At 68.1% G+C, this 23,551-nt stretch carries 26 protein-coding genes; 19 read left to right on the top strand and 7 right to left on the bottom strand.

The window, feature by feature from the left end; genetic code table 11:
* Positions 1-30: 30 nt before the first annotated feature.
* Positions 31-900, top strand: coding sequence for a transglycosylase SLT domain-containing protein (locus J2852_RS21090; protein WP_343206793.1), 870 nt, complete (start codon positions 31-33; stop codon positions 898-900).
* Between the two features lie 226 nt (positions 901-1,126).
* Positions 1,127-2,401: a tyrosine--tRNA ligase gene (gene tyrS, locus J2852_RS21085; protein ID WP_209879253.1), complete on the top strand. Its 1,275-nt coding sequence runs from the start codon at positions 1,127-1,129 to the stop codon at positions 2,399-2,401.
* Between the two features lie 6 nt (positions 2,402-2,407).
* Here the strand turns inward: tyrS and J2852_RS21080 are convergent, their stop codons facing one another.
* From J2852_RS21080 to J2852_RS21065, 4 genes are all read right to left on the bottom strand, one after another.
* Positions 2,408-4,525 carry an ATP-binding protein gene (locus J2852_RS21080; protein ID WP_209879250.1) on the bottom strand — a complete coding sequence of 706 codons (2,118 nt, stop codon included), beginning with the start codon at positions 4,523-4,525 and terminating at the stop codon, positions 2,408-2,410.
* Between the two features lie 6 nt (positions 4,526-4,531).
* Positions 4,532-5,551 carry a TRAP transporter substrate-binding protein gene (locus tag J2852_RS21075; RefSeq protein ID WP_209879248.1) on the bottom strand — a complete coding sequence of 340 codons (1,020 nt, stop codon included), beginning with the start codon at positions 5,549-5,551 and terminating at the stop codon, positions 4,532-4,534.
* A gap of 251 nt (positions 5,552-5,802) precedes the next feature.
* The gene (locus J2852_RS21070; protein ID WP_209879245.1) at positions 5,803-6,303 is read right to left on the bottom strand and encodes a c-type cytochrome; all 501 of its coding nucleotides are present in this window, start codon (positions 6,301-6,303) and stop codon (positions 5,803-5,805) included.
* A 116-nt stretch (positions 6,304-6,419) separates the two neighbouring features.
* Complete coding sequence (locus J2852_RS21065) at positions 6,420-7,850, bottom strand: tetratricopeptide repeat protein (RefSeq protein ID WP_209879242.1); 1,431 nt, start codon at positions 7,848-7,850, stop codon at positions 6,420-6,422.
* A gap of 157 nt (positions 7,851-8,007) precedes the next feature.
* Here J2852_RS21065 and J2852_RS21060 point away from each other — a divergent pair, with 157 nt between their 5' ends.
* On the top strand, positions 8,008-8,226 hold the full coding sequence (locus J2852_RS21060; protein ID WP_209879239.1) for a hypothetical protein: 219 nt from the start codon (positions 8,008-8,010) through the stop codon (positions 8,224-8,226).
* A gap of 8 nt (positions 8,227-8,234) precedes the next feature.
* Here the strand turns inward: J2852_RS21060 and J2852_RS21055 are convergent, their stop codons facing one another.
* The gene (locus tag J2852_RS21055; RefSeq protein WP_209879236.1) at positions 8,235-8,885 is read right to left on the bottom strand and encodes an alpha/beta hydrolase; all 651 of its coding nucleotides are present in this window, start codon (positions 8,883-8,885) and stop codon (positions 8,235-8,237) included.
* A 99-nt stretch (positions 8,886-8,984) separates the two neighbouring features.
* Positions 8,985-9,389, bottom strand: coding sequence for a four-helix bundle copper-binding protein (locus J2852_RS21050; protein ID WP_209879233.1), 405 nt, complete (start codon positions 9,387-9,389; stop codon positions 8,985-8,987).
* Positions 9,390-9,497: 108 nt separating this feature from the next.
* On the opposite strand from J2852_RS21050, the gene J2852_RS32260 reads away from it, so the two are divergent.
* Together J2852_RS32260 and J2852_RS21045 are read left to right on the top strand one after the other, a co-directional pair.
* Positions 9,498-9,614 (top strand): hypothetical protein, encoded by a 117-nt coding sequence (locus J2852_RS32260; RefSeq protein ID WP_343206792.1) that lies wholly within the window; start codon positions 9,498-9,500, stop codon positions 9,612-9,614.
* A gap of 374 nt (positions 9,615-9,988) precedes the next feature.
* Positions 9,989-10,192 (top strand): hypothetical protein, encoded by a 204-nt coding sequence (locus J2852_RS21045; protein ID WP_209879229.1) that lies wholly within the window; start codon positions 9,989-9,991, stop codon positions 10,190-10,192.
* A gap of 136 nt (positions 10,193-10,328) precedes the next feature.
* Here the strand turns inward: J2852_RS21045 and J2852_RS21040 are convergent, their stop codons facing one another.
* On the bottom strand, positions 10,329-10,985 hold the full coding sequence (locus J2852_RS21040) for an XRE family transcriptional regulator (protein ID WP_209879226.1): 657 nt from the start codon (positions 10,983-10,985) through the stop codon (positions 10,329-10,331).
* Between the two features lie 164 nt (positions 10,986-11,149).
* On the opposite strand from J2852_RS21040, the gene J2852_RS21035 reads away from it, so the two are divergent.
* From J2852_RS21035 to J2852_RS20970, 14 genes are all read left to right on the top strand, one after another.
* Positions 11,150-11,977, top strand: a complete 828-nt coding sequence (locus J2852_RS21035; protein WP_209879222.1) for a hypothetical protein — start codon at positions 11,150-11,152, stop codon at positions 11,975-11,977.
* A 166-nt stretch (positions 11,978-12,143) separates the two neighbouring features.
* Positions 12,144-12,785, top strand: a complete 642-nt coding sequence (locus J2852_RS21030) for a hypothetical protein (protein WP_209879219.1) — start codon at positions 12,144-12,146, stop codon at positions 12,783-12,785.
* 9 nt (positions 12,786-12,794) lie between these two features.
* Positions 12,795-12,974 (top strand): DUF2635 domain-containing protein, encoded by a 180-nt coding sequence (locus J2852_RS21025; RefSeq protein WP_209879216.1) that lies wholly within the window; start codon positions 12,795-12,797, stop codon positions 12,972-12,974.
* A 3-nt stretch (positions 12,975-12,977) separates the two neighbouring features.
* Positions 12,978-14,468 carry a phage tail sheath subtilisin-like domain-containing protein gene (locus J2852_RS21020; protein ID WP_209879214.1) on the top strand — a complete coding sequence of 497 codons (1,491 nt, stop codon included), beginning with the start codon at positions 12,978-12,980 and terminating at the stop codon, positions 14,466-14,468.
* 15 nt (positions 14,469-14,483) lie between these two features.
* Complete coding sequence (locus tag J2852_RS21015) at positions 14,484-14,846, top strand: phage tail tube protein (protein WP_209879211.1); 363 nt, start codon at positions 14,484-14,486, stop codon at positions 14,844-14,846.
* Positions 14,846-15,166: a phage tail assembly protein gene (locus tag J2852_RS21010; RefSeq protein ID WP_209879208.1), complete on the top strand. Its 321-nt coding sequence runs from the start codon at positions 14,846-14,848 to the stop codon at positions 15,164-15,166. The genes J2852_RS21015 and J2852_RS21010 overlap by 1 nt, the downstream gene beginning before the upstream one ends.
* 188 nt (positions 15,167-15,354) lie before the next feature.
* Positions 15,355-16,779 (top strand): hypothetical protein, encoded by a 1,425-nt coding sequence (locus tag J2852_RS21005; protein WP_209879205.1) that lies wholly within the window; start codon positions 15,355-15,357, stop codon positions 16,777-16,779.
* Between the two features lies 1 nt (position 16,780).
* Entirely contained in the window at positions 16,781-18,103 is a 1,323-nt protein-coding gene (locus J2852_RS21000; protein WP_209879202.1) for a DNA circularization protein, read from the top strand.
* Entirely contained in the window at positions 18,100-19,170 is a 1,071-nt protein-coding gene (locus J2852_RS20995) for a phage baseplate assembly protein (RefSeq protein ID WP_209879200.1), read from the top strand. Before J2852_RS21000 ends, J2852_RS20995 begins: the two co-directional genes overlap by 4 nt.
* On the top strand, positions 19,170-19,664 hold the full coding sequence (locus tag J2852_RS20990; RefSeq protein ID WP_209879198.1) for a phage baseplate assembly protein V: 495 nt from the start codon (positions 19,170-19,172) through the stop codon (positions 19,662-19,664). Before J2852_RS20995 ends, J2852_RS20990 begins: the two co-directional genes overlap by 1 nt.
* Positions 19,661-20,575 carry a hypothetical protein gene (locus J2852_RS20985; RefSeq protein ID WP_209879195.1) on the top strand — a complete coding sequence of 305 codons (915 nt, stop codon included), beginning with the start codon at positions 19,661-19,663 and terminating at the stop codon, positions 20,573-20,575. Before J2852_RS20990 ends, J2852_RS20985 begins: the two co-directional genes overlap by 4 nt.
* 168 nt (positions 20,576-20,743) lie before the next feature.
* Positions 20,744-21,187, top strand: coding sequence for a phage GP46 family protein (locus tag J2852_RS20980; protein WP_209879193.1), 444 nt, complete (start codon positions 20,744-20,746; stop codon positions 21,185-21,187).
* Positions 21,180-22,235: a baseplate J/gp47 family protein gene (locus tag J2852_RS20975; protein ID WP_209879191.1), complete on the top strand. Its 1,056-nt coding sequence runs from the start codon at positions 21,180-21,182 to the stop codon at positions 22,233-22,235. Before J2852_RS20980 ends, J2852_RS20975 begins: the two co-directional genes overlap by 8 nt.
* A gap of 11 nt (positions 22,236-22,246) precedes the next feature.
* Complete coding sequence (locus tag J2852_RS20970; RefSeq protein ID WP_209879189.1) at positions 22,247-23,551, top strand: putative phage tail protein; 1,305 nt, start codon at positions 22,247-22,249, stop codon at positions 23,549-23,551.

Genomic DNA, 23,551 nt, shown 5'->3' with positions numbered 1-23,551 from the left:
AGCGATCCCTCCTCAACCGGCTCGCGCAGCGTGGACATCGACGCCCATGTGGCGGAAGCGTCGCGCCGCTTCGGCATGCCCGAGCAATGGATCCGCGAGGTCATCCGCCAGGAAAGCGGCGGGCGCACCATGATGAACGGAAAGCCCATCGTCAGCCGGGCCGGCGCCATGGGCCTGATGCAGGTGATGCCCGGCACCTACGCGGAAATGCGGCGCAAGCACGGGCTCGGCCCCGATCCGCACAACCCGCGCGACAACATCCTGGCCGGCACCGCGTACCTGCGCGAGATGTACGACCTGTTCGGCTCCCCCGGCTTCCTCGGCGCCTACAACTGCGGTCCGGGCTGCTACGCCGACTATCTGGCTGGCAACCGCCGGCTGCCCGGCGAAACCCAGCGTTATCTCGTTGCGGTCGGCCCGCGCCTGGAAGGCGGCAGCGCCCCGAGCGGTTACGAGGTTGCCAGTGCGCCCGCTCCGGTCTACTCGGCCCCGGTGCCCGTCACCACCGTCGCCGCCCTGCCGCCGCCGGTTGCCCCGGCGCCCGCCGCCTCGGTGGTCGCCACGCCGCTGCCCGCGCCCACGCCGGTGTCCCGCCCCACCGTCGTCGCGTCCGCAGCCCCGATCCCAAGCCCGGCCACGCGCAGCGCGACCGGCGGCTGGACAGTGCAGCTCGGCGCCTTCCGCTCGCCCGACGACAGTGCCCGCATCATCGACCGCGCCCGCCGCTCGCTGCCCGGCGTGCTCGACCGGACGGAGCGGCTGGTGCAGGCCGTGGACACCCAGAACGGCCCGCTCTACCGCGCCCGCCTGACCGGCCTGACCCAGCAGGACGCCTCGGCCAGCTGCGCCAACCTGACCGGCATGGGCATGGCCTGCTTCGTCGTTCCGCCCGGAGCGTGATTGGCCTGGGCTTGATCGCTTGACTCGGGATCGCTTGACTCAAGGGGGCCGCATGCCTAGTTTGACGCCCATGACCGAGCGCACCCACCCGACCTGCGTCTATTATCCGCTGTCCTCATAGGGCGGCGCGTTCGGTTTTGACCTGATGAACATGCCGCCGCTTTCCGGCGGCATCGTTCGACAGCAGACCTCCGGAAGGCGGCTTTCCCTCCTGGAGTTCTGCAAGATGACATCCCTCCCGACCACGTCCGATCTGCCCCGGTCCGCCTTCCTGCGGACGCTGACCGAGCGCGGCTTTCTGAACCAGTGCAGCGATACCGCCGTGCTTGACGCCGCCCTGGAGCAGGGCGTGGTCCCCGCCTACATCGGCTTTGACGCGACGGCGGACAGCCTGCACGTCGGGCACCTGATGTCGATCATGACGCTGCGCTGGCTTCAGCGCTGCGGGCACAAGCCCATCGTGCTGATCGGCGGCGGCACAACCCGGATCGGCGACCCGAGCTTCCGCGACACCAGCCGCCCGATGCTGGACGACGCGCAGATCGCCGCCAACATGGCCGGCATCCGGCAGGTCTTCGCCAAGTACCTGACCTTCGGGGACGGCCCGACCGACGCGGTGATGGTCAACAACGCCGACTGGCTGGACGAGCTGCGCTACATCCCCCTGCTGCGCGACGTCGGCCGGCATTTCACCGTCAACCGCATGTTGAGCTTCGACAGCGTCAAGCTGCGGCTGGAGCGCGAGCAGCCGCTGACCTTCCTGGAGTTCAACTACATGATCCTCCAGGCCTTCGACTTCGTGGAGCTATCGCGGCGCTTCGGGTGCCGGTTGCAAATGGGCGGGTCGGACCAGTGGGGCAACATCGTCAACGGCATCGAACTCGGCCGCCGGATGGAGGGGCGGGACCTGTTCGGCCTGACCACCTCGCTGCTGACCACCGCGTCGGGCGCCAAGATGGGCAAGACCGCGTCCGGCGCCGTCTGGCTCAACGCCGACCGGCTGAGCCCCTGGGACTTCTGGCAGTTCTGGCGCAACACCGAGGACGCCGATGTCGGCCGCTTCCTGCGCCTGTTCACCGAACTGCCCCTGGACGAGATCGCCCGTCTGGAAGCCCTGGAGGGCGCCGGCATCAACGAGGCGAAGAAGGTCCTGGCGACCGAGGCCACCCGCCTGTGCCACGGCGCCGAGGCGGCGGCCCAGGCGGAAGAGACCGCCCGCCGCACCTTCGAAGACGGAGCGTTCGGCGACGGCCTGAACAGCGTGACCGTGTCGCACGCTGATTTGGAAACCGGCCTGCGCCTCGTCGATCTGCTCGTGGAGGCGGGGCTTGCCGAGTCCAAGGGGGCCGCGAAGCGGCTGATCCGCGACGCCGGGGCGCGCGTGAACGGCAACGTCGCCAGCGACGAGGCGGCCTTGGTCACCACCGCCGATCTGGACGGCGAAGGCCGGGTCCGGCTGTCCGCCGGGCGGAAGCGGCACGCGCTGCTGCGGTGCCGCTGAGGGGGCTCACCCAACGGTCCGCCATTGAGCGAGGGCGGCGTCGGGCAGGCGCCGCTCTGCCGGTAGGGTGGCGACGATGGTGGTCCCGCAACCGGGCTCGCTGGCGATGTCGAGCGAGCCCTGGTGCATCTTCATGATCGCCAGGCTGATCGGCAGCCCCAGCCCCGTGCCGCCGCGCTTGCGCGAGGCGGCGCTGTCCACCTGATAGAAGGGCTGGAAGACCTTCGACAGATGCTCGCCGGACACGCCCATGCCGGTGTCGGTCACCTCGACCCGCAAGGTCCCGTCCTCGTCCTCGCCGACCGCCACGCACACCCGGCCGCCGTCGTCGGTGAACTTCACGGCGTTGGAGACGAGGTTCAGCACCACCTGCCGGATCAGCCGTTCGTCGGCGCGCACCCGCAGCGGCTCGTCCGGGGCGGTCGTCCGAAGCGTCACGCCGCCCGCCCGCGCCTGTTCGCGCAGCATGCCGGCGGCGCGCAGGACCAGCCGGCCGAGGTCGCATTCCGACTCGTGCAGCGTCATCGCGCCGGCTTCCAGCTTCGACATGTCCAGCACGTCGTTGATGATCGCCAGCAGATGCTCGCCGCTCAGCCGGATGTCGCGGGCGTATTCGGCGCGCTCGACCTCCGTCCCGGCCCCGTCCTCCTCCAGCACCTGGGCGAAGCCGATGATGGCGTTCAGCGGGGTGCGCAGCTCATGGCTCATGTTGGACAGGAATTCGGACTTCGTGCGGTTGGCGCGCTCGGCGGCTTCCTTGGCGGCGGCCATCTGCGCCTCCGCCTGCTTGGCCGCCGTCACGTCGCGGTGCACGCTGACGAAGCCGCCGTCGGGCATCTTGGCCTGGGTGCTCTGCACCGTCCGGCCGGAAGGCAGCACCTGTTCGAACGGTACCGCCGCCTCATGCGCGCGCAGGCGCCATGCCGCCCAGGCCCGCCGCTCCGCCTCCGTCCCGTGCGGCAGGAGGACCGAGGACGCGCGCTCCGCCACCCGCTCGAACGGCATGCCGGGCACGATCAGATCGCGCAGGTAGGGGAAGATCTCCAGGTAGCGCCGGTTTGCCACCACCAGCCGGCGGTTGACGTCGTAGACGACGAAGCCCTCGCTCATGGAATCCAGCGCCTGCTCCAGCAGGTGTTTGGACCAGCTGAGTTCCGCCGCCGCCCGCTCCCGCCCGCGCAGGTACAGCACGCCCGCCGCCGCGGCGAGGATCAGGCCGAGTGCGATGCCGCCGGACACGGTCAGGATCGCCTGCCGCGTTTCCTTCCAGGCGGCCAGCGCCACGTCCTCCTCGATCTGTGCAACCAGAAGCAGGCCGTCGTACAGCGCCGACGTCGCGGCCGCGATCACCCGGCCCGAGCCGGACCGCTCGGATCCGAACCGATCCGGCACCAGAGCCCAGTCCCCGGTCAGCGCCAGCGTGCCGGTGGCCGGGGCCAGGACCTGGCCGATCCGCCGCGCGTCGTGCGGGTTGCTCACCAGCAGCCGCCCGTCCGTCCGCTCCACCGAGACGTGCAGGCCGGGAACCGAGGCTTCCGGCAGCACCAGCCGCGCGAGATTCGGCAGGGGCATCTCCGCCATCGCGACGACCGGCGTTCCGTGCATGGTGACCAGCCGGGCGGCGTAGAGCGACCATTCGCCGGTGTGCCGGTTGCGCATCGGCGTGCCGATTACCAGAACGCCGCGCCGGGCCGGGTCCTGCGCCGTGCGGATCAGATCCTGCGTGGGCGGCGGCTGCCGCGTCGCTTCCAGCCCGGACGCCAGCACCCGCCCGTCGGTCGCCACCACCATCATCTCGCGCACTAGGAAGCTCTGGTCCGACAGGGTGCGCAGGCTGCGGTTGGCGGTCGGTCCATCGCTGTGCCGCCCGTCGCTGTTTGGCCCGGTTCCCGCGTCGGGCAGGGTGACCAGCGTGTCCAGGCCGGCCAGCAGGGCGTCCACCTGGAGCAGGCCCCGGTTGATGTTCGCCGCTGCCCCGCCCAGCGCCCGCGTCACCGTCTGACCAGCGGCCGACAAGGCGTTGGCGTGTCCCCGCTCGACCAGCAGCCAGGTCGCCGCCGCCTGGAGCGTCAGCAGGCACACGGTGGCGAGCGCGATGACCACCACGGATCGTGATCGTTGCATGGCGGTCTACTCGCGCGGTGCGGGGATGGAGAGGAGGGGGCCGACGCTGCCGTTCCAGGCATCGGCGCAGGCGTTGCCGCAACGCGCCAGCCAACCCGGCAGGATCGCCGTCGCGATCAGGGTGCGCAGCCGGCCGGTGTCCTGCGGCGACAGCGGAACGCGCGTCATCCGCCCAGGACGCCCGTTGACGCAGCCGGGCTGCCCGGCGTTGCACACCAGCCCTTCCCCGGTTTCCCGCTCGGCGGCGTTCCAGACCTCCGCCTCCAGCCCGGCGATTTCCTGTTGAAGAAAGGCGCGCACCGAGGGGGGCAGAGCCTCCCACGCCCAGCCGTTGGCGGCGAAGATCGACACGCCCCAGCTGATGGCCATCTCGTGCACGTGGGTTGTCACCTCGTGCAGGCCGATGCTGTTCCCCGACATGGTGCCGGTGATGGCGCAATCGACGACGTTGCGCTGGATGGCGGGCACGACCTCCGCGAAGGGGGTGACGACGGGGATGGCGCCCAGCGCCTCGACCAGTTCGGCCTGCGCCACGCCGGAGGTGCGGATGCGCCGGGTCTTCAGGTCGTCCAGCCCCCGGAACGGCTGGCGGCAATAGAGGACCTGCGCCGGGTAGCTGTAGATCGCCAGCAGCTCCAGCCCGTAGCGTTCGCGCAGGAAGCGGCGGGCCTCCGGCCGGTAGGCGGCGACGGCCTTGCGCAGGGAGGCGAAGTCCGGGCTGACCAGCGGCAGGTCCATGGCGTTCAGCTCCGGATCCTCGGTCGCGAGGCTCAAAAGCACGGTGCCGAACTGAATGACGCCCAGGTTGAGCAGCCGCAGCATCTCCTGCCCCCGGATGCCGCTCTGGTCGAAGGCGGAAATCTCGGCGGTGACCCGGCCGCCGGACGCCCGCGCGATGCGCTGCGTCCAGAACGGGGCCTCAAGGCGTTTGTACAGGTTGATGCCGGCCAGCCCGCCGACGATCCGCAGCTTCGTTTCCGGAAGCTCCTCCCCGTGTGCGCGGGCGCCGGGCGCCCAACCGGTCAAGGCAAAGGCCAGGATGATCGTTATGCATGTGTGCAAAGGAAAGCGCATTCGCGCGCACCCAATCTCCCGGCTTTCACTGTTCGAAAGGATGGCATGAGACTGCCGAATTCTGAACACGACTTTTGGAAAACGGAACGGACTATGTGTCGCGGGATTCCTTTACCACCCATATCGCAGGATTTACCGACCCAGCCGAACGGGGTAGGTGGATCGGTTGGGTGGCCCGCCCCTGGTTCGGATTTGCGAAGAGGTCACTTGGGCATGGTAACGGCAAGGAAGGGGGCCGTTGGCGCCTCCGACGGGCCGGCGAGCACCGGTGCCGCGTGTTGAACCGGCGTGATGGTCTTCAGATAGGCGGCCAGCGCCTGCGCGTCGGCGTCGGTCAGCTTGCCGTAGCTGTGATAAGGCATCACCGGGGCCAGCACCCGCCCGTCCGGCCGGACGCCGGTGCGCACGGCCCGGATGATGTCGGTCTCGCTCCAGTTGCCCAGGCCCGTCTTGGTGTCCGGGGTCAGATTCGGCGGGTAGAAGGTGCCGAGGCCCGGAATTTGGAAGCCCACGGTCGATCCGGCGAGGAAGCGCTGCGGGTCCGGCTGGCCGGTCAGGGCGCCGGGGGTGTGGCAGCCGGTGCAGTCCATGATGGCGGCGAGATACTCGCCACGCTTCACATGTTCGTCGGCGGACGCCGGGGCGGCGAGGGCGATCAGCAAAAACGCGGCGGCGCTGGCGCCGGCAACCATGAAGCTGCGCATGGAACATCCTCTCCGGATCGGGGCAGGGGCCTTGGTTTTTTGGCCCTGGAATGTTCCGACTATGTGTTTCCGGCTTTTCCGCCGCCCTTACCGGAATTTTCCAAAATTTTCCGGGTCTATTCGGGCACTCCCGCCTTCCTCAACCCTTCTACGAAAACCTCGCAATGGGCGAAGCGGGCAAGGTTCCGGCGCAGAACGCCGAGGCGCAGCGTGGGGCCGATCCGGTTGCGGGCCGTGATGAACTCCTGCGCTTCCTCCAGCAGGCCCAGATGGCCGCAGCAGCTGATCAGGCTGTTGTAATGCCCGGCATAACCGGCGACCGAGGCGCGCAGGACGGGGAGCGCGTCCTCGAACCGATGCGACCCCAGCAGCGCCAGCCCGTGGATGGACGTGTAGAAGCCGGCGAAACTGTCGCGCGGGCTCATGCGCAGGGCGTGCCCCGTCTCGGCCACCGCCTCGTCGAACCGTCCGGCGCGCAGCAGCGCCCAGCCGAGCGCCGTGTGGCCCAGCGCGAAGCTGGGGTTGAGGTCCAGCGCCGCGCGCAGTTCCGCCAGCGCCCGGTCGTGCAGCCCCATGGTGCTGTGGCAGAGGCCGGAGACCATCCGCGCCCACGGGTCCGCCGGGTCGAAGGACTGGGCATCGTGGGCGTGCTCGGCCGCTCGGGCCAGCCCGCCGCATCGGTCCGGGGTCCAGCAGCAATGGGCCGCCCACCAGACGGACCAGCCGAGCAGGGCATGGGCGCGGGCGTAGCGGGGCTCCAGGGCGATGGCCCGGTGTAGGAGGTCCCGCGCCTCCGCATTCTGACGCTCGTCCACCTTGCTCAGCAGCCCCAGCGCCCGGACGACGAGGCCCCAGGCATCGACACTGTCCGGCGGCTTGCCGGAGGCCCGGAAGCCTTCTTCGGCGTAGAGGTACGGCTCCACTGCCGCGACCACGCGCTCGGTGATGTCGTCCTGCATGGCGAAGATGTCCTGAAGGTCGCGGTCGTAGCGTTCGGCCCAGATGTGCTTTCCGCTCTCCGCGTCGATCAGCTGGCCGGTGACGCGGATGCGCGGCCCCGCCGTGCGGACGCTGCCCTCCAGAACGTAGCGGACGCCCAGGTCGCGGGCGATGTGCCGGACGTCGGCGGCCCGGCCCTTGTAGACGAAGGTGGAATTGCGGGCGATGACGAACAGCCAGCGCAGGCGGGCCAGCGCGGTGATGATGTCTTCGGTGATGCCGTCGGCGACCGTGTCCTGGCCGGCATCGCCGCTCATGTTGGTGAAGGGCAGGACGGCGATGGACGGCTGGTCGCCCACGGCCGGGTTGCGCGGGGCCGAGGCGGTGTTCCCAGGCCGGGTGTTGTCGTTTTGTCCGTCAGGCGACCGGAGCGGCAGCTTGGTAAGGTGCTCGACGATGGCCAGCGTTCGGTCCGAATAGAGGCCGATCAGAAGCTTGTCGATGGTGGACTTGCCAAGCCTCGTCTTGAAGGCGAACTGCTCCCGCGACATCCGCTCGCGGGCGAGATAGTCCTTGATGGCCGCCGCTACGCGCTTCCTGTCCTGCAAATTCGCCCTCCACCGTCTGCGGAAGGTCGTTTTTCGAGGGGGAAGGATGACGGTCGTTTTCCGGAAAATCCAGGCATATTCCGGATAGAGGCGCGGAAACAATCCGGGTGTACACAAGAGGGTCGGACTGGTTTTCCCGCCCTCCGGAGGACTCGAGATGATGAATCAGATCGAAGCCGCCCAGATCGAAGCCGCAAGCCGCGCCCTGGCCGAATTGAACGCCGCTCCTCTTACGCCGGCCCTCTCGGGTTGCCCGGACTGCGGCACGGCGCACATGATCACGTCACCGTCCCCGCTCGGCCCCTGCCCCGACTGCGGGGCGGAGCTGAAGGTTCTGTCCCGGCCGCCCGCCGCCACCCCGCCGCTGCCATTTTGAAGATCGGCTCAGCCAGCGATTGCCCGCAGGAAAGCGGCGCCGGCCTGCGCTCCGGACGGCGTGATGGTGTGGCCGACGCCGGGCTCCACCCGCGTTTCGGCCGGAATGCCCGCCTGGACCAGAGCTTGGGCGGCGGTCTGCATCTCCTCCACGGGGATGACCGGGTCGGCCGTGCCGTGGATCAGCAGCACGCGCGTGCCGGTCGCGGCGCCGTCCGCTGCTGGGCGCCCGGACAGCCGCCCGGCGTAAGCCACCACCGCCAAGGGTTGCCAGCGGCCCGTCAGCACGGCGTCGAGGGACATGATGGAACCCTGCGAGAAGCCGACGAGGATCAGCGCTTCCGGCCCGACGCCGGCCCAGGCCAGCTCCTCGTTCAGCACGCGGTCGAAGGCAGGAACCGCCTCGGCCACGCGTTGCGGCCGGTTCGCCGGGGTGACGCCGTTGACGCTGAACCACTGCCGCCCTTGGGGGGCGAGGTCGAACGGCACGGGACCGTCCGGGAAGGCCATGGCGGCGTCGGGCAGCGCCGCCTGCCAGAGGCGGGCCAGCGGTTCCAGGTCGTCGCCGCTGCTGCCCACCCCGTGCAGGAACACCACAAGGCGCTTGGCAGTCTCGCCGGAGGCCGGCGGCAGCCGGTGCGGAAACGGTGGCTGGCTCATGTCCTTCCCTTCACGAAGCGGCCCTTCACGAAACGGTGGGCTGTCGTTATGAGGGCACAGTAGCCGCACCGGCGACCAAGCCGCCAAGCCCTTTTTCCTTTAGTGGCTCATGCTCTGCATCGCCTTGCGGCAGGCGTCCTCGCAGCTCCGGCAGGCTTCGGCGCAGATGCGGCAGTGTTCGTGCATCGTGGCGTGGGCCTCGCATTCCTCCGCGCACAGCCGGCAGGCGGTGGCGCAAGCCTCCAGCATCGCGCGGATCACTGCTTCGTTGGAGCCGCTGCGGCGGGTGGCGACGGCGCCGGTGGCCGCGCACACGTCGGCGCAGTCCATGTTCAGACGAATGCACTGGACCAGCTCGGCCACCATCGGTTCGCCCAGGCAGGCGTCGGCGCAGGTCGTGCAGGTCTGCGCGCAGTCGTAGCATTCCTCAATGCAGTGGATCAGCGCGTCGTTCGTGTTGCCGCGGACGTGCGGATGGGTGCTGATCATTTCCCTCGCGTGCATGGTCGAACTCCGTTTTTGGATGGACCGGCGTCCCTCGCGGGCGCTCTGCCGAGAACCAACAGGCGCGTCCCCGGTTGGTTCGTGCGGCTATAGCAGAGCGGGTTGCAGGTGGAGACGTCGGACGGCTGGATGGATCTGGAGCCGATCTCCGGCACCTTCGTGGTCAATGTGGGCGAACTGCTGGAACTGGCGACGGACGACTATTTCCGCGCTGACGTGCATTAGGTGCTGACGTGCATTAAAGCGGATATCGATCCGCTTTGGACCGCGACGGCGGTCCCGGCCGCACGTGCGGCCGAAGCCTGGCCAGCGAATGAGGCCATATGAATCTAAAGCGAATGCAAATTCGCTTTAGGTGGTGACTGTGCCGGTTGGCGAGGACCGCCTGTTGGTCGCCTTCTTCCTGGGCGCCCCGGTGGATGCCCGTGTGCCGGTGCTGGACCTGCCACCCGACCTCGCCGCCGAAGCGCGCGACCCGGAAAACCCCTACTACTGCGACGTGGGCGAGAACGCGCTGAAAGCCGCCTGCGCTCGCACCCCGACGTCGCTCAGCGGCACTATGCCGACCTTCTGCAAGCGTCCTGACGGAGACCCCGACCATGACCGCCGATATCTTCCGCATTCAGGCACCCGCCTCGATCCATCCCGAAACGCCGGCCATCCACGCGGCGACCACCGCCCATTCGCAGCCGTCGGGCGACGACCAGCTGCTGACCGGCGTTATCCCCCTGGTACGTCCGCCGAACTCGTCTGCCGCTCCATCCGGAAACGCCGTTACGCGCAACGCGACATCATTGATGTGACGCTTCTGGAGGTCGCGCTTTACGGTGGCGACGCGTCGCCTTGGAGGGCGATCCGAGGGCAGACGTTCGGGGGAGACAAGCCCTTTCCAGAATCCTTGCCTCACTCCAATTTCAGGATTTCATACCGAATGGTGTATTACGGCTCCTGCAGGCCGACGACGGTGTGCATGGCGTCCAGTTCTTCCGCCGGCACGGTGAATTCGCGGTCCATGGGCTGGTACTCGTGCAGCACCACGCCGCCGTCCTGGGTGCGGCGGACGAATTCCTTGATCAGCACGGCTTTGCTGCGTTTCACGACCACGACGCCGCTGCCCGGTGCCGGTGGCTTGTGCGGGTTGACGTGTAGGAGCTGCGCCGGCCGGAAGCGCGGCATCATGCTCTCGCCCACCACATACATGGCGTAAGGATCGCGGGCGTTCTTCAGGTAGTCGGGCTTGGCGATCCAGTCGATCGGCCCATCTTCCAGGAACATTTCCTGGTCGATGCCGCCCCGGCAGGCGGAGCGCACCGGCATTTGGGCGTAGGCGGGCGCGGCCATGGGCGTCCCCATGGGCGTCCGGGGCATGCCGGACGGTATGGTGCCGGCATGGGGCTGCGCGGGTTGGCTGGGGCCGCCCAGCAGGGCCTCGGGGTGAATGCCCAGATGGGGCGCCAAGCGGACCGCCCAATCGAGCGTCAGCTTCCGCTGCCCGTGTTCCAGCTTGTTGATCTGCGGCTGAGACGTGCCGGCCAACTCCGCAAGCCTTTCCTGGCTTAGGCCGGCGTTCTCCCGTGCCTTCCGCAAAGCGCTCATGCGCGCAGTCTCCCTTGTCCACGGGGCCGCATCATACCAGCCGGCATGAGCATGTCCATGCCGATCATTCCGCATTATTGCCAATCCGAATGGATTTATGATATTCCAATTGGAATGAATGCTCGTCGGATATCCACCGCGCGCTGCCATGGAGGAGACCTGAGATGCTGAAGGAAGCCACCACTCCCGATGTTGTGTCGCCGCGACGACGCAAGGCCGTGGACCTTGAAGCGCTGACCGTCTGGGCGATCCGCGACCAGAAGGCCGACAATGACGGCGTCTCCCTGCATTCCGCCGAGCGCGCGGCTCACCAGTCAATCCGCCAAGGCGGTCGTCTGCTGGCGGGCATGGAGCCGACCAGCTGGGGCACGGACAGTTGCGCTCGAATTGCGCAAATCGCGGCGGTTGGCGTGCGGGTTGACGGGGGTGGTCACGCGCGCGGCATCTCTGCCCGCATGCACCCCGACGCCGAAGCGGTGATGGCGGCGGTCAACCGCCTGAAGGACCGCCGCCGCCGTGGTCTGGTGCTGCATTACGCCCGGATCGGAGAGCGACCGGATTTCGAGACCGGGGAGTATCGGCTGATCGGCTTGCCAGCGGACTCCGGGGCCGGCCGGGGGAACAGCTGCAAGATTGTGGGTGAGTGGGAGGATACGCCGGAGCAGTCGGACATCGCTCACGCCTGGGTGGCGGCGGGCCGTTCGATTTTGGACCGCCGTGGCCGCAGCCTCATTGAACGGGCGGAGCGCGGATTTTTCTTTCGCCACGCTGAAGATGGCCGGCGTCAGGTTCTCTCCCGGTGGTGCCCGGTGATCGCGGAGCCGAGCTTGGAGGAAATCCGGGCCGTCAACGAGACCTACGCCGAATGGCATGCTGGCATGATGCGGCTGCTTGGTGAACTGCTGGATGTGACGCTGCGCGACCACCGTGTTACCGGCTTTCTGGCATCGGTGCAGCCATGGCGCAAAGAAAAGAGGTTGACAACATCCTGAAAAAAGGGGTAGACATTTCTCACCGCCCAAGTTGGGTGTTTGCAAAACCTCGCACGGTAACACCGGTGCGAGGTTTTTTCATTTTCGGTGATCTTCATCTTTGTAAAGCGATGCTTCCTGATTGGCATTTTGATGTCTCGCCAGGGGCCAAAAACCCGATCCGGAGATGATCGACTCCATCACCACCCCGCATTGGGCGGCCTTCGGGCCGCCCAATGCGTTTCCGAAGGCCGTTTGGCTCATGACACTGCCACGAGAAGACGCGCGGTCGGCCACGGTCGACTTGCTGAAGGACGCAACCACGGCCGGCGCGCGGGTGTACGCGACCCGCCTCATGCCGCCGGGCGATCCGGTCTATCCGCTCATCCTCGTCCACATCGATGATGAGGGCATGACCGCCAGCGGGATCGGCGTTCCGCAGTTCGCGCACGATCTCACGATCCTGATCGATGCGAGGATGCACGTCGACACGGCCAATCCGGCGGATTGCGAGAATGCGCTGGACCGCCTGTGCGAGGCGATCCTCAACCGCCTGCTCACCAGTCCCGATTGGGTCCGCCGGTTCGAGCGGATCGCCAGCATCAGGACCCGCATCTCCGTCATCAACCAGGGCGAGGCGACGCTGCTCACCGCCCTGATCGGCATCGGTGTGACGTTCCGGACCGTCTGGGAACCGATCGTTGCCGATGCCTTCGCCAGCGCCCACGTCGGCGTGGACGCCATTGACCCGTCCGACCCCAACCTCGCCAGCCCCGGCCCCGACGGGCGCCCGGAGGCGGGCGGCACCTTCCCCATTCCCACGACCTGAGAGGCACACATGTTCGTGAAGCCCAAGGCCGGGTTGCTCGTGCGCGACCCGGCCACCGGAGAGCCTTTGCCTGCTGTCGGGCGCGAGGTTTCCCAAGACCAGTACTGGATGCGCCGTCTCCAGGACGGCGATGTCGAAGAGGCGATGCCCGCCGCGCCGAAGCCCAACGTCCCTAAGAAGGGGTCCTGATCCATGGCCGTCAGCTTTTCCAACATCCCGGCCAACATCCGGGTGCCGCTGTTCTATGCCGAGGTGGATTCCAGCCAGGCCGGCTATTTCGTGCAGGATCAGCGGGCGCTTCTGATCGGTCAGATGCTGCCCGCCGGCACCGCCGCCGCCGGCATCCCCGTCCTGGTGTCGGGTGTCGATCAGGCGCGCGGCCTGTTCGGGGCCGGCTCCCTGCTGGCGCGCATGGTCGCGGCCTATCGCGCCAACGATGACTTCGGCGGGCTGTGGTGTCTGCCGCTGGCCGATGACGGTGCGGCGGTGGCCGCCACCGGCACCATTACGCTGACCGGTACCGCCACCGCCGCCGGCACGCTGTCCCTCTACATTGCCGGTCAGCTGGTCCGGCAGGGCGTGGCGTCGGGTGCCGCCGCCGCGACGGCCGCCACCGCTCTGGCCGCCACCATCAACGCCTCGGCGGACCTGCCCGTCACCGCCGCCGCAGTGAGCGCCACGGTGACCCTGACCGCCAAGAACAAGGGGGCGGCCGGCAACGACATCGACGTGCGACTGAACTACCGGGGGACCGCCGGTGGCGAGGCTCTGCCGACCGGCGTCGGTGTCACGTTCGTCGCCATGGCCGGCGGCACGGCCAATCCGTCGCTGGCTGCCGGGCTGGCCGCGCTGGGTGACGAGCCGTTCGACTTCATCGCCACGCCCTACACGGACACGGCGTCGCTGGACGCGCTCAAGCAGGCGATGGACGGCCAGACCGGCCGCTGGGCGTGGTCGAAGCAGATCTACGGCCACGTCTTCGGCGCCAAGCGCGGCACGGTGTCGGCCCTGTCCACCTTCGGCAACGGGCGCAACGACCCGCACGCCACGGTGCTGGGCTACAGCGACAGCCCGACGCCGCCGTGGGAGTGGGCCGCCGCGCTCGCCGCACAGGCGGCCAAGAGCTTGCGCATCGACCCGGCCCGACCGCTCCAGACGCTGCCGCTGGTGGGTGTTCTGGCCGCCCCGATGTCCAGCCGCTTCACCCTGGCGGAGCGGCAGATCCTGCTGTTCGACGGCATCGCCACGCACATGACGGGCACCGACGGCATCGTGCGCATCGAACGGGCCATCACGACCTACCAGACCAACGCCTTCGGCCAGCTGGACCCGTCCTACCTGGACGTGGAGACGCTTTTCACGCTCGCCACCATCCTGCGGCGCATGCGCAACGCCATCACGACCAAGTTCCCCCGGCACAAGCTGGCGAGCGACGGCACGCGGTTCGGCGATGGGCAGGCCATCGTCACGCCGAAGATCATCAAGGCGGAGCTGATCGCCGAGTATTCGGCGATGGAGCAGTTGGGTCTGGTGGAGAACATGCCGGCCTTCAAGGCCGCGCTGGTGGTCGAGCGCGACCCGACCGACCCCAACCGCATCAACGTCCTGTACCCGCCGGACCTCGTGAACCAGCTCCGCGTCTTCGCGGTGCTGGCGCAGTTCCGCCTCCAGTACTCGGCCTAAGGAGGGCCTGAATCCATGGAACGAACCATCGCGGGCGTCTGCTACCTCAAGGTGGACGGCAACCAGTACGCCCTGCGGGGCGGCCTGAAGGTCTCGCCCGACGACGTCCAGCGCGAGGGCGTGGCCGGTCTCGACGGCGTGCACGGCTACAAGGAGAAGCCGCGCGTGCCGTCCATCACGGCGAACATCACAGACACCGGCGGCCTGTCGCTGGAGGTGCTGCGCTCCATCACCGACGCCACCATTACTGCCGAGCTGGCCAACGGCAAGACCTACGTCCTGCGCAACGCCTGGACCAAGGCAGGGCATGAGTTGGACGCCGACGAAGGGCAGGTCGCCGTCACCTTCGAAGGCATGAAGTGCGAGGAGATGACGTGATGGTCGAAGCCGTCCGGAACGAGGTCACGCTGAAAAGGCCCATCAAGGCGCACGGCGACGAGGTGAGGACGCTGGTCTTCCGCGAGCCCGATGGCGACGACATCATCGTCTGCGGCTATCCGTTGCAGATGTCCGGCGACGGGCAGGGCACCTTCACCCCCCTGGCCGGTGTCATCGCCAAGTACATCGCGCGCCTGGGCAACATCCCGCCGTCGTCGGTCAAGTCCATGTCGGCGTCCGACTTCAACGCCTGCATGATGGCGATCCTCCCTTTTTTCGGGGAGGGGGATGCGACCCCGGTCCCGGACGGCGAGGACTGATCGAACGTTTCTTCGACGTGGCGTGGGCTTGGAAGATGCCGCCGTCCGAAATGCGTCGCCTGACCATCTCGGACCTGCTGCTCTTCGAGGCGCAGACCGCGCGCATCGGCGAAGAGCTGAAGCGGGCGCAGGGCGGCTGAACAGGCCGCCCTTTTTCTTGTGCCGCCTTTCTTTCCGCGAGGGTGACGATGACCGCATTCAACCTCAAGCCCATCATTTCGGTGGTGGACAAGGTCACCGGACCGATGAAGGCGATCAGCCGCGCCCTCGGCCGGATGGGTAAACTGGTCGGCGAGGTCGGCATCGAACCGGCTTTTTCCCTTGGCGCTCAGCACGCGATGATACCGGCGGCCGGTGCCGAGACGGGGACTGCGATTGCTGGGAAGGGCGAGGAGCTCTCCATTCCCATGGCTTTCGCGCGGCTGGGGGACGAGACACTCGGCCGATTGAGACACCTTCCGGGCACCGGCACGGCGGCGGCTTCGGTTGTGGCGGCCAAGCCGGCCACCTCCACCGGGAATGCGCCGAAAATGACGTCCCCCGTCAGAGCGCGTCCGGAGGGCGGTCGCCCGCCCGGCGTTCCGAAACTCGGTGTCACGAAACTTGGTGGCATCACGAACGAAGAGGCTGGGGCCGTTGTGCCGCTCCTCGGGCGCGTTTTGGGAGGTAGGGAAAACAAGGCCGAGTCATTCGGGAGCCTCGGCGGCAGCGCCATGGCGCTTACCCAAGCGATGCCGACGGTGAACCCCGCGACCGCGATGACGGTGCCCGCGATCATTGGGACGCTCGGCCAGCACCGGCTGCCTGCCGGTTCAAAGGAAGTCGTCCGCCCGCAGGGCGGCCGGGCGGTGCTGAACGGAGTGGCGGACCGCAAGACCATCAAGCTGTTCAACGGTTCGAAAGCGGTTCCGATGATCAAGGGGGATCGGGTGACCAGCCCGATGCCCTTCATTTCGCCGGGGTCCTTGGGCGGAAGCGTCGAGCATACAGAGGCTGTTGCTTGGCGGAATTCGGGACCGGTCCGGTTCACCCTTGCTTCGCACCGATCGGACCGCGCCGGTGGCCTGAAAACGGGTTGGGCCGGGGGACGGATTTACGACACTGCGGGAATGCCTTCCTCTTGGCTCGGCACCCGATGGAAAGCCGTCAAGGCGGTCTCCGACCGACTGACGGAGCGCCCGTCCGGCCTTCCCACAGGGGACGCCCGCGATCGCCGGAGCGATCGCCTTCACGGGTTCCCCGGCCTTGAGCCGGGTGGGGCGGTGGCCGGCATGCTGCGTAACGTCGCCCTGACCTTGCCGGCTTGGGGGCACGACACGCAAGCCCTGGCGGTGGCTGCCCGCCTCGGCGGAGCGTTGGAAGCCGCGGGGGCATCGGGGGGGGAGAGTACGCCGGGTGCGCCTGGGCGCCCTCACGCGGCCGGCATGCCGGCCGCGCCCGCCGTTAGTCCCGTTCTGGCGGCGGGCGACCGTGCCGTGACGCTGACCGGCGAAATGACGGTCTCATTCGAGGGCGCGCCGCCGGGTCTGTGCGTGGAGCCCCTCAAGACCAACCAACCGGACGTGGAGAGCAAGGTCCACGTCGGATACCGCTCGCTCGCGATGGGGACCTGACATGATCCCGTGGATCGACAATCTCCTGCCTGCCTTCTTCCGTGGCGTTCCCTTTTATGTCGAGCGCGACGACCTGATCGTGGGACGGCGTGTTCAACTTCACGAGTACCCGCAGCGCGACAAGCCCTACGCCGAGGATTTGGGCCGGGCCGCCCGCAAGTTCACCATCACCGGCTACGTCATCGGGCCGGGCTACATGACCCTCCGGGACCTGCTGCTGGGCGCGCTCGAAGCGCCGGGGCCAGGCTGTCTGGTGCATCCCCACTACGGCCCCATGATGGTGTTGGCCAAGGGGGAATGCAAAGTCACCCACAGCAAGGACGAGGGCGGCATGTGCCGCTTCTCGATGAGCTTCGTCGAGGCGAAGGACCTCGAACTGCCGTCGGTGACGAAGGACATGCCCGCCCTCCTGTGGCTTCGGCTGGATGCGCTGCAATCCCTGTCGATCGGTGATTTCTCGCGCAGCTTCCGGATTTTCGGATTTCCCGACCACGTCCTGGGCAGCGCCGGCCGGAATCTGACGGGGGTGGTGGAGCGGACGCACCCGACCGTCGCTCCCTACAACGCCGGCTGGGCGCTGCTTCTGCTGCGCCTGCTGGAAAGGCTCCGTGCCCTGCTTGGCGATCCGGAGGCCTTCGCCATCCTCGTCATGGGGCTGTTCGCGGCACTCGGCAGTGACGCGGCAAGCCGGGCCGCCGCCGAGGCGGCCGGCATCTCCGCGACGGACATCGCCGCCGTGAATGGGGTGGCGCTCTCCGCCGGAGGTGCGGCGGGCGGATACGTCACGGCGCCGATCGGGCGCGGCTATGGGGCCGGCGGCACGACGGCCCCGCCGATCCTGGCGCCGCTGGCCCGCATCGTCTCCTACGCCCCCGCGGCCGAGACCACCCCGGCATGGCCGGTCACGCCGTCGCGCCGGCAGCAAGCCGCCAACCGCGAGGCCATCGCCGCCCTGTTCCGTCGTGCCGCCCTGGTTCAGGCGGCCCGCGTGGTCGCGGCGGAGGACTGGCCGGTGCATGACGACGCCATCCAGGCTCGCGATGAACTGGCCGAACTGATCGACGCCGAAGCGGCGCGGCCGGATGTCCCCGATCCGCTGTTCCGGGCGCTGACCGACCTGCGCGCGGCGGTGGTCAACGGCATCACTGCGCGGGCGGCCGGGGCCGCGCGGCTTTCCACCGTCACCCCCAAGACCGTCCAGCCCGCCGTCGTTCTCGCCTACGACCTTTACGAGGACGCCGGGCGAGCCGGGGAAATCGTCACGCGAAACCGGGTCCGGCACCCCGGCTTCGTTCCGGTTCGCCCACTTACGGTGCTGTCATGAAAGACGTCGATAGCCGTGTCCATCTGGTTGTCGGCGGTGCCGACTACAGCGGATGGAAATCCGTCAGCATCACCGCCGGCATCGATCGGCAAGCCCGTGATTTCAAGCTCTCCGTCACCCACCGCTGGCCCGGTTCGGACGAGGTGCGCCGCGTCGCCCCCGGTGATGAGTGCAAGGTCTACATCGGGACGGATCTGGTGCTGACCGGGTATGTGGACAGCACGCCGATCATCTACGACAAGGACGCGGTGACCGTTGCCGTGAAGGGACGGAGCAAGACCGGCGATCTGGTGGACTGTTCGGCCGACCAAGAGCCCGGGCAGTGGAAGGATCGCACGATCAAGGGGATCGTGGAGGCCCTCGTCAAGCCCTTCAAAATCGATGTGGACGATAAGGCCAAGATCGAGGATTTGATACCCGATCACCAGCTGCAGCAGGGCGAGACGGTGTTCGAGAGCATCGACCGCCTGCTCCGGCTGCGCTCGTTGCTGTCCACCGATGACGCGGAGGGACGACTGGTCCTGACGCGGGCCGGTTCGGAGACGGCCTCGACCGATCTTGTGGTCGGCCGAAACATTCTGACCGGCAAGGCTGCACTCGACGCAGCGCAGCTGTATTCCAAGTACACCGTCAAGGGGCAACGGCCCGGCGGAGGCGACTGGTCGCGGGTCGAGGAGACTCACATCGACCTGACCGTCAAGCGGCTCCGTCCTCTCGTCATCGTCATGGACGGACAGCCGGACCACAACGCCGCCCGCGAACGGGTGAATTGGGAGCAGGCGTTCCGATACGGCAGGAGCCGTCAGGCCGTCTACACCGTGCAGGGCTGGCGGCAGGCGGACGGAAAGCTCTGGGTGCCGAACCAGCTGGTGCGCGTGAAGGACCCGATCATCGGCTTCGATGATGACTTCCTCATCACCGAGGTGACCTACGGCCTGTCGGACCTCGGCACCATCGCCACTCTGACGGTGGCTCCCAGAGAGGCGTACGATCTGAGGCTCAGCAAACCCAAGGGCAAGAACAGGGCGGAGGAAACCCTCGGTACGCCCAAGGTGGAGGTCAACTGATGGACGCCGGTGATTTCGGAAGGCTGGTCGCGCCGCTGAAGCGCTGTATCCAGATGATGCTGTCCCGCGCGATCGTCACCGCGGTCGAGGCCGGCAGGATGCAGGTGGTTCAGGTTAACCTGCTGGCCGGGGAAACCAAGGACGGGGTCGAACATTTCGAGCCTTATGGCTTTACGTCGCATCCGCATCCGGGCGCGGAAGCCGCTGTCGGCTTTCTCGGCGGCGACCGCAGTCATGGCATCGCGCTTGTGGTCGCGGACCGGCGCTACCGAATAGCTTCGTTGCAGCCGGGCGAGGTCGCGATCTTCACCGATGAAGATCAGGGCGGTGGGCATCGGGTGGTGATGCGGCGGGGCCGCGTCGTGGAGATTGCGTGCCGTGACCTGCATGTCGTCGCCGAGAACGACATCCGGCTTCAGGCCGGCGGCAGGATTATCGAGGTCAGCGCCAGCCACGTGGTGCAGACCGGCGACTACGAGGCTGTAAAGCGATGAGCTTCGGTCTGGCCGTCAGAAGCCTTGACGTCGCGGGAGGCGTCCAGCGTGCCGGCGCTGCGCCATGGTACCGTATCGATGGGCAACCCATCGTCGTCGAAGGTGATCCGGTCGAAGGGCATGGCCAAGATGCACACGGCGCTCCGGTCATGGTCGAGGGCGAAGCATGGTATCGGGTGGCCGGGCTGCCGGTGTGCCGGGAAGGGCATGCCGCCAGTTGCGGGCACGCGACGACGGGCCGAAGAGGATTTCGGCTGGCGGCGCTGGAGACCTCAACCTATGCCGATCTCGTCCCCCGCCAAGGCACCTACTTCTTCGGCGGCGCGGGCATGGCCGGGGACTATCTGGCCAACATGCTCCACGCCCTGAGGGCGACGGGGATCGGCAATTGCGCCCTTGGGAACCGTCACCGCTGGGAAATCGCTCCCGACTGGGGCGATGCGCCGCGCCGCATCGTCGACGCGGCAATCGGGGTGGAACTGCTGCGGCGGGGCGAAGCGCCGGGCATGCCCATGGGGATTGAGGATTACGGCACGTCAGGGGGGCAGTTCAACCTGATCGGCTATTCCTACGGTTCGCTTGTCGCCGCGCAGGTGGCGATCAAGTACGCCCGGCAGCACGCGGGGGTGGTTGATCATCTGGTCCTCATCGGATGTCCGATTTCAGCCTCCTTCCTGACGGAGTTACAGGGTGACTGGCGAATTCGCTCCCTGATCGTGATTGACCTCGTCAGGTACGGAGATCCGATCTATGCGGGCATGACCTATGGCGAATTGCTTCTTGCGGTGCCCACGCTTAACGCGCAACTGGGAGCAGGCACAGGCCATTTCTTCTACAGCGAGGAAGGGGAGGCTGGAAATGTGCGGCGGCGCGTTCTGGCGACCTATCTCCACCATCGGGGTCTTCGTTGACGACCTGCGGATAGCTCTGGCGGGCGCTCCGTACATGATGGTGATGGCGTGACTGATGGCGGTCGCTGTCAGGAACCCCGAAGCAAGAGAGCCTGTAAGCCGTTTCTTGTCTTTAGATTCCGCAATGCAAAGCCGCTCCCTCCGGGCGGCTTTTTTGATGGTGTCTCCATGACCTACTTCGCTTCTGACCTCTCCATCGTGATCGATGGGGAACGGGTCCCGCTTGCCCGCGCGCAGGCCGACCCGCTGCACCGTGCCGTCATCATCAGCCTGTTCACGTGGCGCCGGGCCGAGCCCGACGACGTGCTGCCCACCGACCAGCGGTACGGGTGGTGGGGCGACAGCCACGCCACCGTGCCGGGGGACCGCATCGGGTCCCGGCTGTGGCTGCTCAGCCGGGCGAAGCTCACGAAGGAGACCATCGCCCGCGCTCGCTACTACGGCGAGGAGGCGCTGGCCTGGCTGACGGCCGACGGCGTGGCCTCCCGTGTCGAGGTCGCCGCCGAACGTTTCGGGCTCGATGGGCTGGCCCTGTCCTGCCGCATCTGGCGCCATGACGGCCGCCCGGTAGACCTCCGTTTCTCCGACCTGTGGAAGGTTCTGAATGCCTGAGACCGGATTTGCCCGGCCGACCCTGCCGACGCTGGTCGAGCAGGTTCGCGCCGACCTTTTGGCGCGCCTCAGCCAGGACGAGGTGCTGCGCCGTTCGGATCTGGAGGTGCAGGCGCGCGTCCAGGCCGCCGCGCTCCACAGCCTTTATGGTTTCATTGACTACGTCGCGCGCCAGATTCTGCCGCCGACTGCCGACACCGACGTGCTGGAGCGGCACGCGGCGTGGTGGGGCATCGCCCGCAAGCCGGCGACGGCGGCCTCGGGCCTCACCACCCTGATGGCCGCCGAAGGCACGGTGATCCCCGCCGGAACGGTTCTGCAGCGGATCGGCGCCGGGGATTACCGCAGCGCGGCCGAGGCGGTCGCCTTGAGCGGGGTGGCCTCGGTCGAGGTCGAAGCGGCGTTCACCGGGACCCTCGGCAATCTGCCGGCCGGCGCGCGGCTTCAGCTTGTCAGCCCCATCGCCGGGGCGCAGGGCGTGGCCACGGTGGTGGAGGTTTCCGGCGGTGCCGACGCCGAGACCGATGCCGACCTCCTGGCCCGGCTTCAGGACCGTGTGCGGCAGCCGCCCCACGGCGGCAACCGGCACGATTATGAGGCCTGGGCGCTGGAGGTGCCGGGTGTCACCCGTGCCTGGGTGTACCGCCACCGGCAGGGACTCGGCACGGTCGGCATCGCTTTCGTGATGGACGGGCGTGTCAGCATCATCCCGACGCCGGACGAAGTGGCCGCCGTCCAGGCCTACATCGACGAGCGCCGCCCGGTGACGAGCGAAGCGGTGGTGTTCGCCCCGATCCCCGACCCGTTGAACCTGACGATCCGGGTGTCGCCTGACAGCACCGCCGTCCGCGAGGCGGTCGAGGCCGAACTAAGGGACTTCGTCGCGCGGGAGGCGGAACCCGGCGGCACGCTCCACCTGTCCCGCCTTCGCGAGGCGATCAGTTCGGCCGCCGGTGAGTTTCGTCACGAGCTGATCGCGCCGCTTGCCGAAGTGGTGGCGTCCGCCGGCCACATCGCCGTGCCCGGCGCGATCACATGGGTGCCGTGATGGGGGATGCCATGACCGGGAGTACCGTGATGCAGGCCACCGCCGGCGATTACTACGGCCTGCTGCTGGGCCTTCGACCGGTCGGCCCGGCGTGGCCCGAGGACGACAACCTGCTGCGCGGCGCTGCCGACGGGTTGGCCCGCCTGCACGCCCGAACGCTTCGCCTGATCGACGAGGCGGACCCGCGCACGACGGCGGAACTGCTGCCGGCGTGGGAGGCCTTCGCCGGCCTGCCGGACAGTTGCACCGCCGGCACGCGCCTGACGCTCGGCGAGCGGCGGTCGGCCCTGGTCGGGCGGCTCACCGCGCGGGGCGGCCAGTCACGCCGCTATTTCCAGGAGTTGGCGGCGGCCGTCGGTTTCCCGGACGCCACGGTGACGGAGTTCCGCCCGTTCCGGGTGGACAGCCGCTGCACCGACGCCATCAACCCGGACCCGTGGCGCTTCGCTTGGCTGCTCAGCGTTCCGGACGACGGTGGGCTGGCCGATTTCGACGCTGGCAGCCCTTGTACGTCGGCGGTGCGCGCCTGGGGGCGGCCGGTGCTGGAATGCGCCGTCCGCCGTGTGCAGCCCGCCCACGCCCATGTGTTTTTCGGGTACGGCACGGTCCCGCGTCCGGAACGTCCGGACGAGGATGAAGGAGATTTCGTCATGCCGCAGGCCGGCATCCCCCAGCAGTCCGTTGCCACGCTGTCGCAAGGGGGCGCGGCGGTCGTCACCGGCCGCGAGGTGGTGAGCGTTCGCGAGTTGACCGCCGCCCACTCCGCCACGCTCGCCACGCCTGAAGGGGCAATCTCGGGCGGGAGCGGCCTCGATTCGCAAAACAGCGCGGAGAGTGCCTTCGACGGCCGGTCGGACACGCTCTGGGCATCGCTGCAGACCGGCGCCGCCGTGGACGGGGTCGCCTGGATCGGACAGCGCTTCGCGACACCGCAGAGCATCCGCCGCATCGCCCTGCGGCAAGGGCGAGGCATGCCGCTGACCGGTTTTCTGCCGCAGTATTCCGACGACGGTGTGGCGTGGACGACCTGTCCGAAGACGGACGGTCAAGCTGGTCCGAACCTCACCATGACCATCGATTTGCTGGACGTCGGAGCGCACCTCTGGTGGCGTCTCCTCGCCGCGTCCTCCCCCCCGGACGGTTATCCGTGGGAGGTCGCCGACGTCCAGATGATGGCGCTACGCCCGGTCTATCGCCTGCTCGTCCCCGGCGTGGACTACGAGGTTCAGTCCACCACCGCCGATGGCGCGCAAAGCCTCACCGTGATCCGGCGCAAGGCCGGTTCGGCGGTGACGATCATGACAACGATCCTGTGA

The sequence above is a fragment of the Azospirillum soli genome (genome assembly GCF_017876165.1).
GTDB classification, from domain to species: Bacteria; Pseudomonadota; Alphaproteobacteria; order Azospirillales; family Azospirillaceae; genus Azospirillum; species Azospirillum soli.
Note: the sequence above shows the minus strand (reverse complement) of the source record. Positions and strands in the feature narration are given on the sequence as shown.

Coding starts and splice junctions, on each gene's coding strand:
- J2852_RS20980 (WP_209879193.1), top strand. CDS start 20,744: ATGACCTACTTCGCTTCTGACCTCTCCATCGTGATCGATGGGGAACGG.
- J2852_RS20995 (WP_209879200.1), top strand. CDS start 18,100: ATGAAAGACGTCGATAGCCGTGTCCATCTGGTTGTCGGCGGTGCCGAC.
- J2852_RS21030 (WP_209879219.1), top strand. CDS start 12,144: ATGATCGACTCCATCACCACCCCGCATTGGGCGGCCTTCGGGCCGCCC.
- J2852_RS21010 (WP_209879208.1), top strand. CDS start 14,846: ATGGTCGAAGCCGTCCGGAACGAGGTCACGCTGAAAAGGCCCATCAAG.
- J2852_RS20985 (WP_209879195.1), top strand. CDS start 19,661: ATGAGCTTCGGTCTGGCCGTCAGAAGCCTTGACGTCGCGGGAGGCGTC.
- J2852_RS20970 (WP_209879189.1), top strand. CDS start 22,247: ATGACCGGGAGTACCGTGATGCAGGCCACCGCCGGCGATTACTACGGC.
- J2852_RS21055 (WP_209879236.1), bottom strand. CDS start 8,885: ATGAGCCAGCCACCGTTTCCGCACCGGCTGCCGCCGGCCTCCGGCGAG.
- J2852_RS21045 (WP_209879229.1), top strand. CDS start 9,989: ATGACCGCCGATATCTTCCGCATTCAGGCACCCGCCTCGATCCATCCC.
- J2852_RS21070 (WP_209879245.1), bottom strand. CDS start 6,303: ATGCGCAGCTTCATGGTTGCCGGCGCCAGCGCCGCCGCGTTTTTGCTG.
- J2852_RS21080 (WP_209879250.1), bottom strand. CDS start 4,525: ATGCAACGATCACGATCCGTGGTGGTCATCGCGCTCGCCACCGTGTGC.
- tyrS (WP_209879253.1), top strand. CDS start 1,127: ATGACATCCCTCCCGACCACGTCCGATCTGCCCCGGTCCGCCTTCCTG.
- J2852_RS21005 (WP_209879205.1), top strand. CDS start 15,355: ATGACCGCATTCAACCTCAAGCCCATCATTTCGGTGGTGGACAAGGTC.
- J2852_RS21040 (WP_209879226.1), bottom strand. CDS start 10,985: ATGAGCGCTTTGCGGAAGGCACGGGAGAACGCCGGCCTAAGCCAGGAA.
- J2852_RS21020 (WP_209879214.1), top strand. CDS start 12,978: ATGGCCGTCAGCTTTTCCAACATCCCGGCCAACATCCGGGTGCCGCTG.
- J2852_RS21025 (WP_209879216.1), top strand. CDS start 12,795: ATGTTCGTGAAGCCCAAGGCCGGGTTGCTCGTGCGCGACCCGGCCACC.
- J2852_RS21060 (WP_209879239.1), top strand. CDS start 8,008: ATGATGAATCAGATCGAAGCCGCCCAGATCGAAGCCGCAAGCCGCGCC.
- J2852_RS21035 (WP_209879222.1), top strand. CDS start 11,150: ATGCTGAAGGAAGCCACCACTCCCGATGTTGTGTCGCCGCGACGACGC.
- J2852_RS21000 (WP_209879202.1), top strand. CDS start 16,781: ATGATCCCGTGGATCGACAATCTCCTGCCTGCCTTCTTCCGTGGCGTT.
- J2852_RS21015 (WP_209879211.1), top strand. CDS start 14,484: ATGGAACGAACCATCGCGGGCGTCTGCTACCTCAAGGTGGACGGCAAC.
- J2852_RS20990 (WP_209879198.1), top strand. CDS start 19,170: ATGGACGCCGGTGATTTCGGAAGGCTGGTCGCGCCGCTGAAGCGCTGT.
- J2852_RS21050 (WP_209879233.1), bottom strand. CDS start 9,389: ATGCACGCGAGGGAAATGATCAGCACCCATCCGCACGTCCGCGGCAAC.
- J2852_RS20975 (WP_209879191.1), top strand. CDS start 21,180: ATGCCTGAGACCGGATTTGCCCGGCCGACCCTGCCGACGCTGGTCGAG.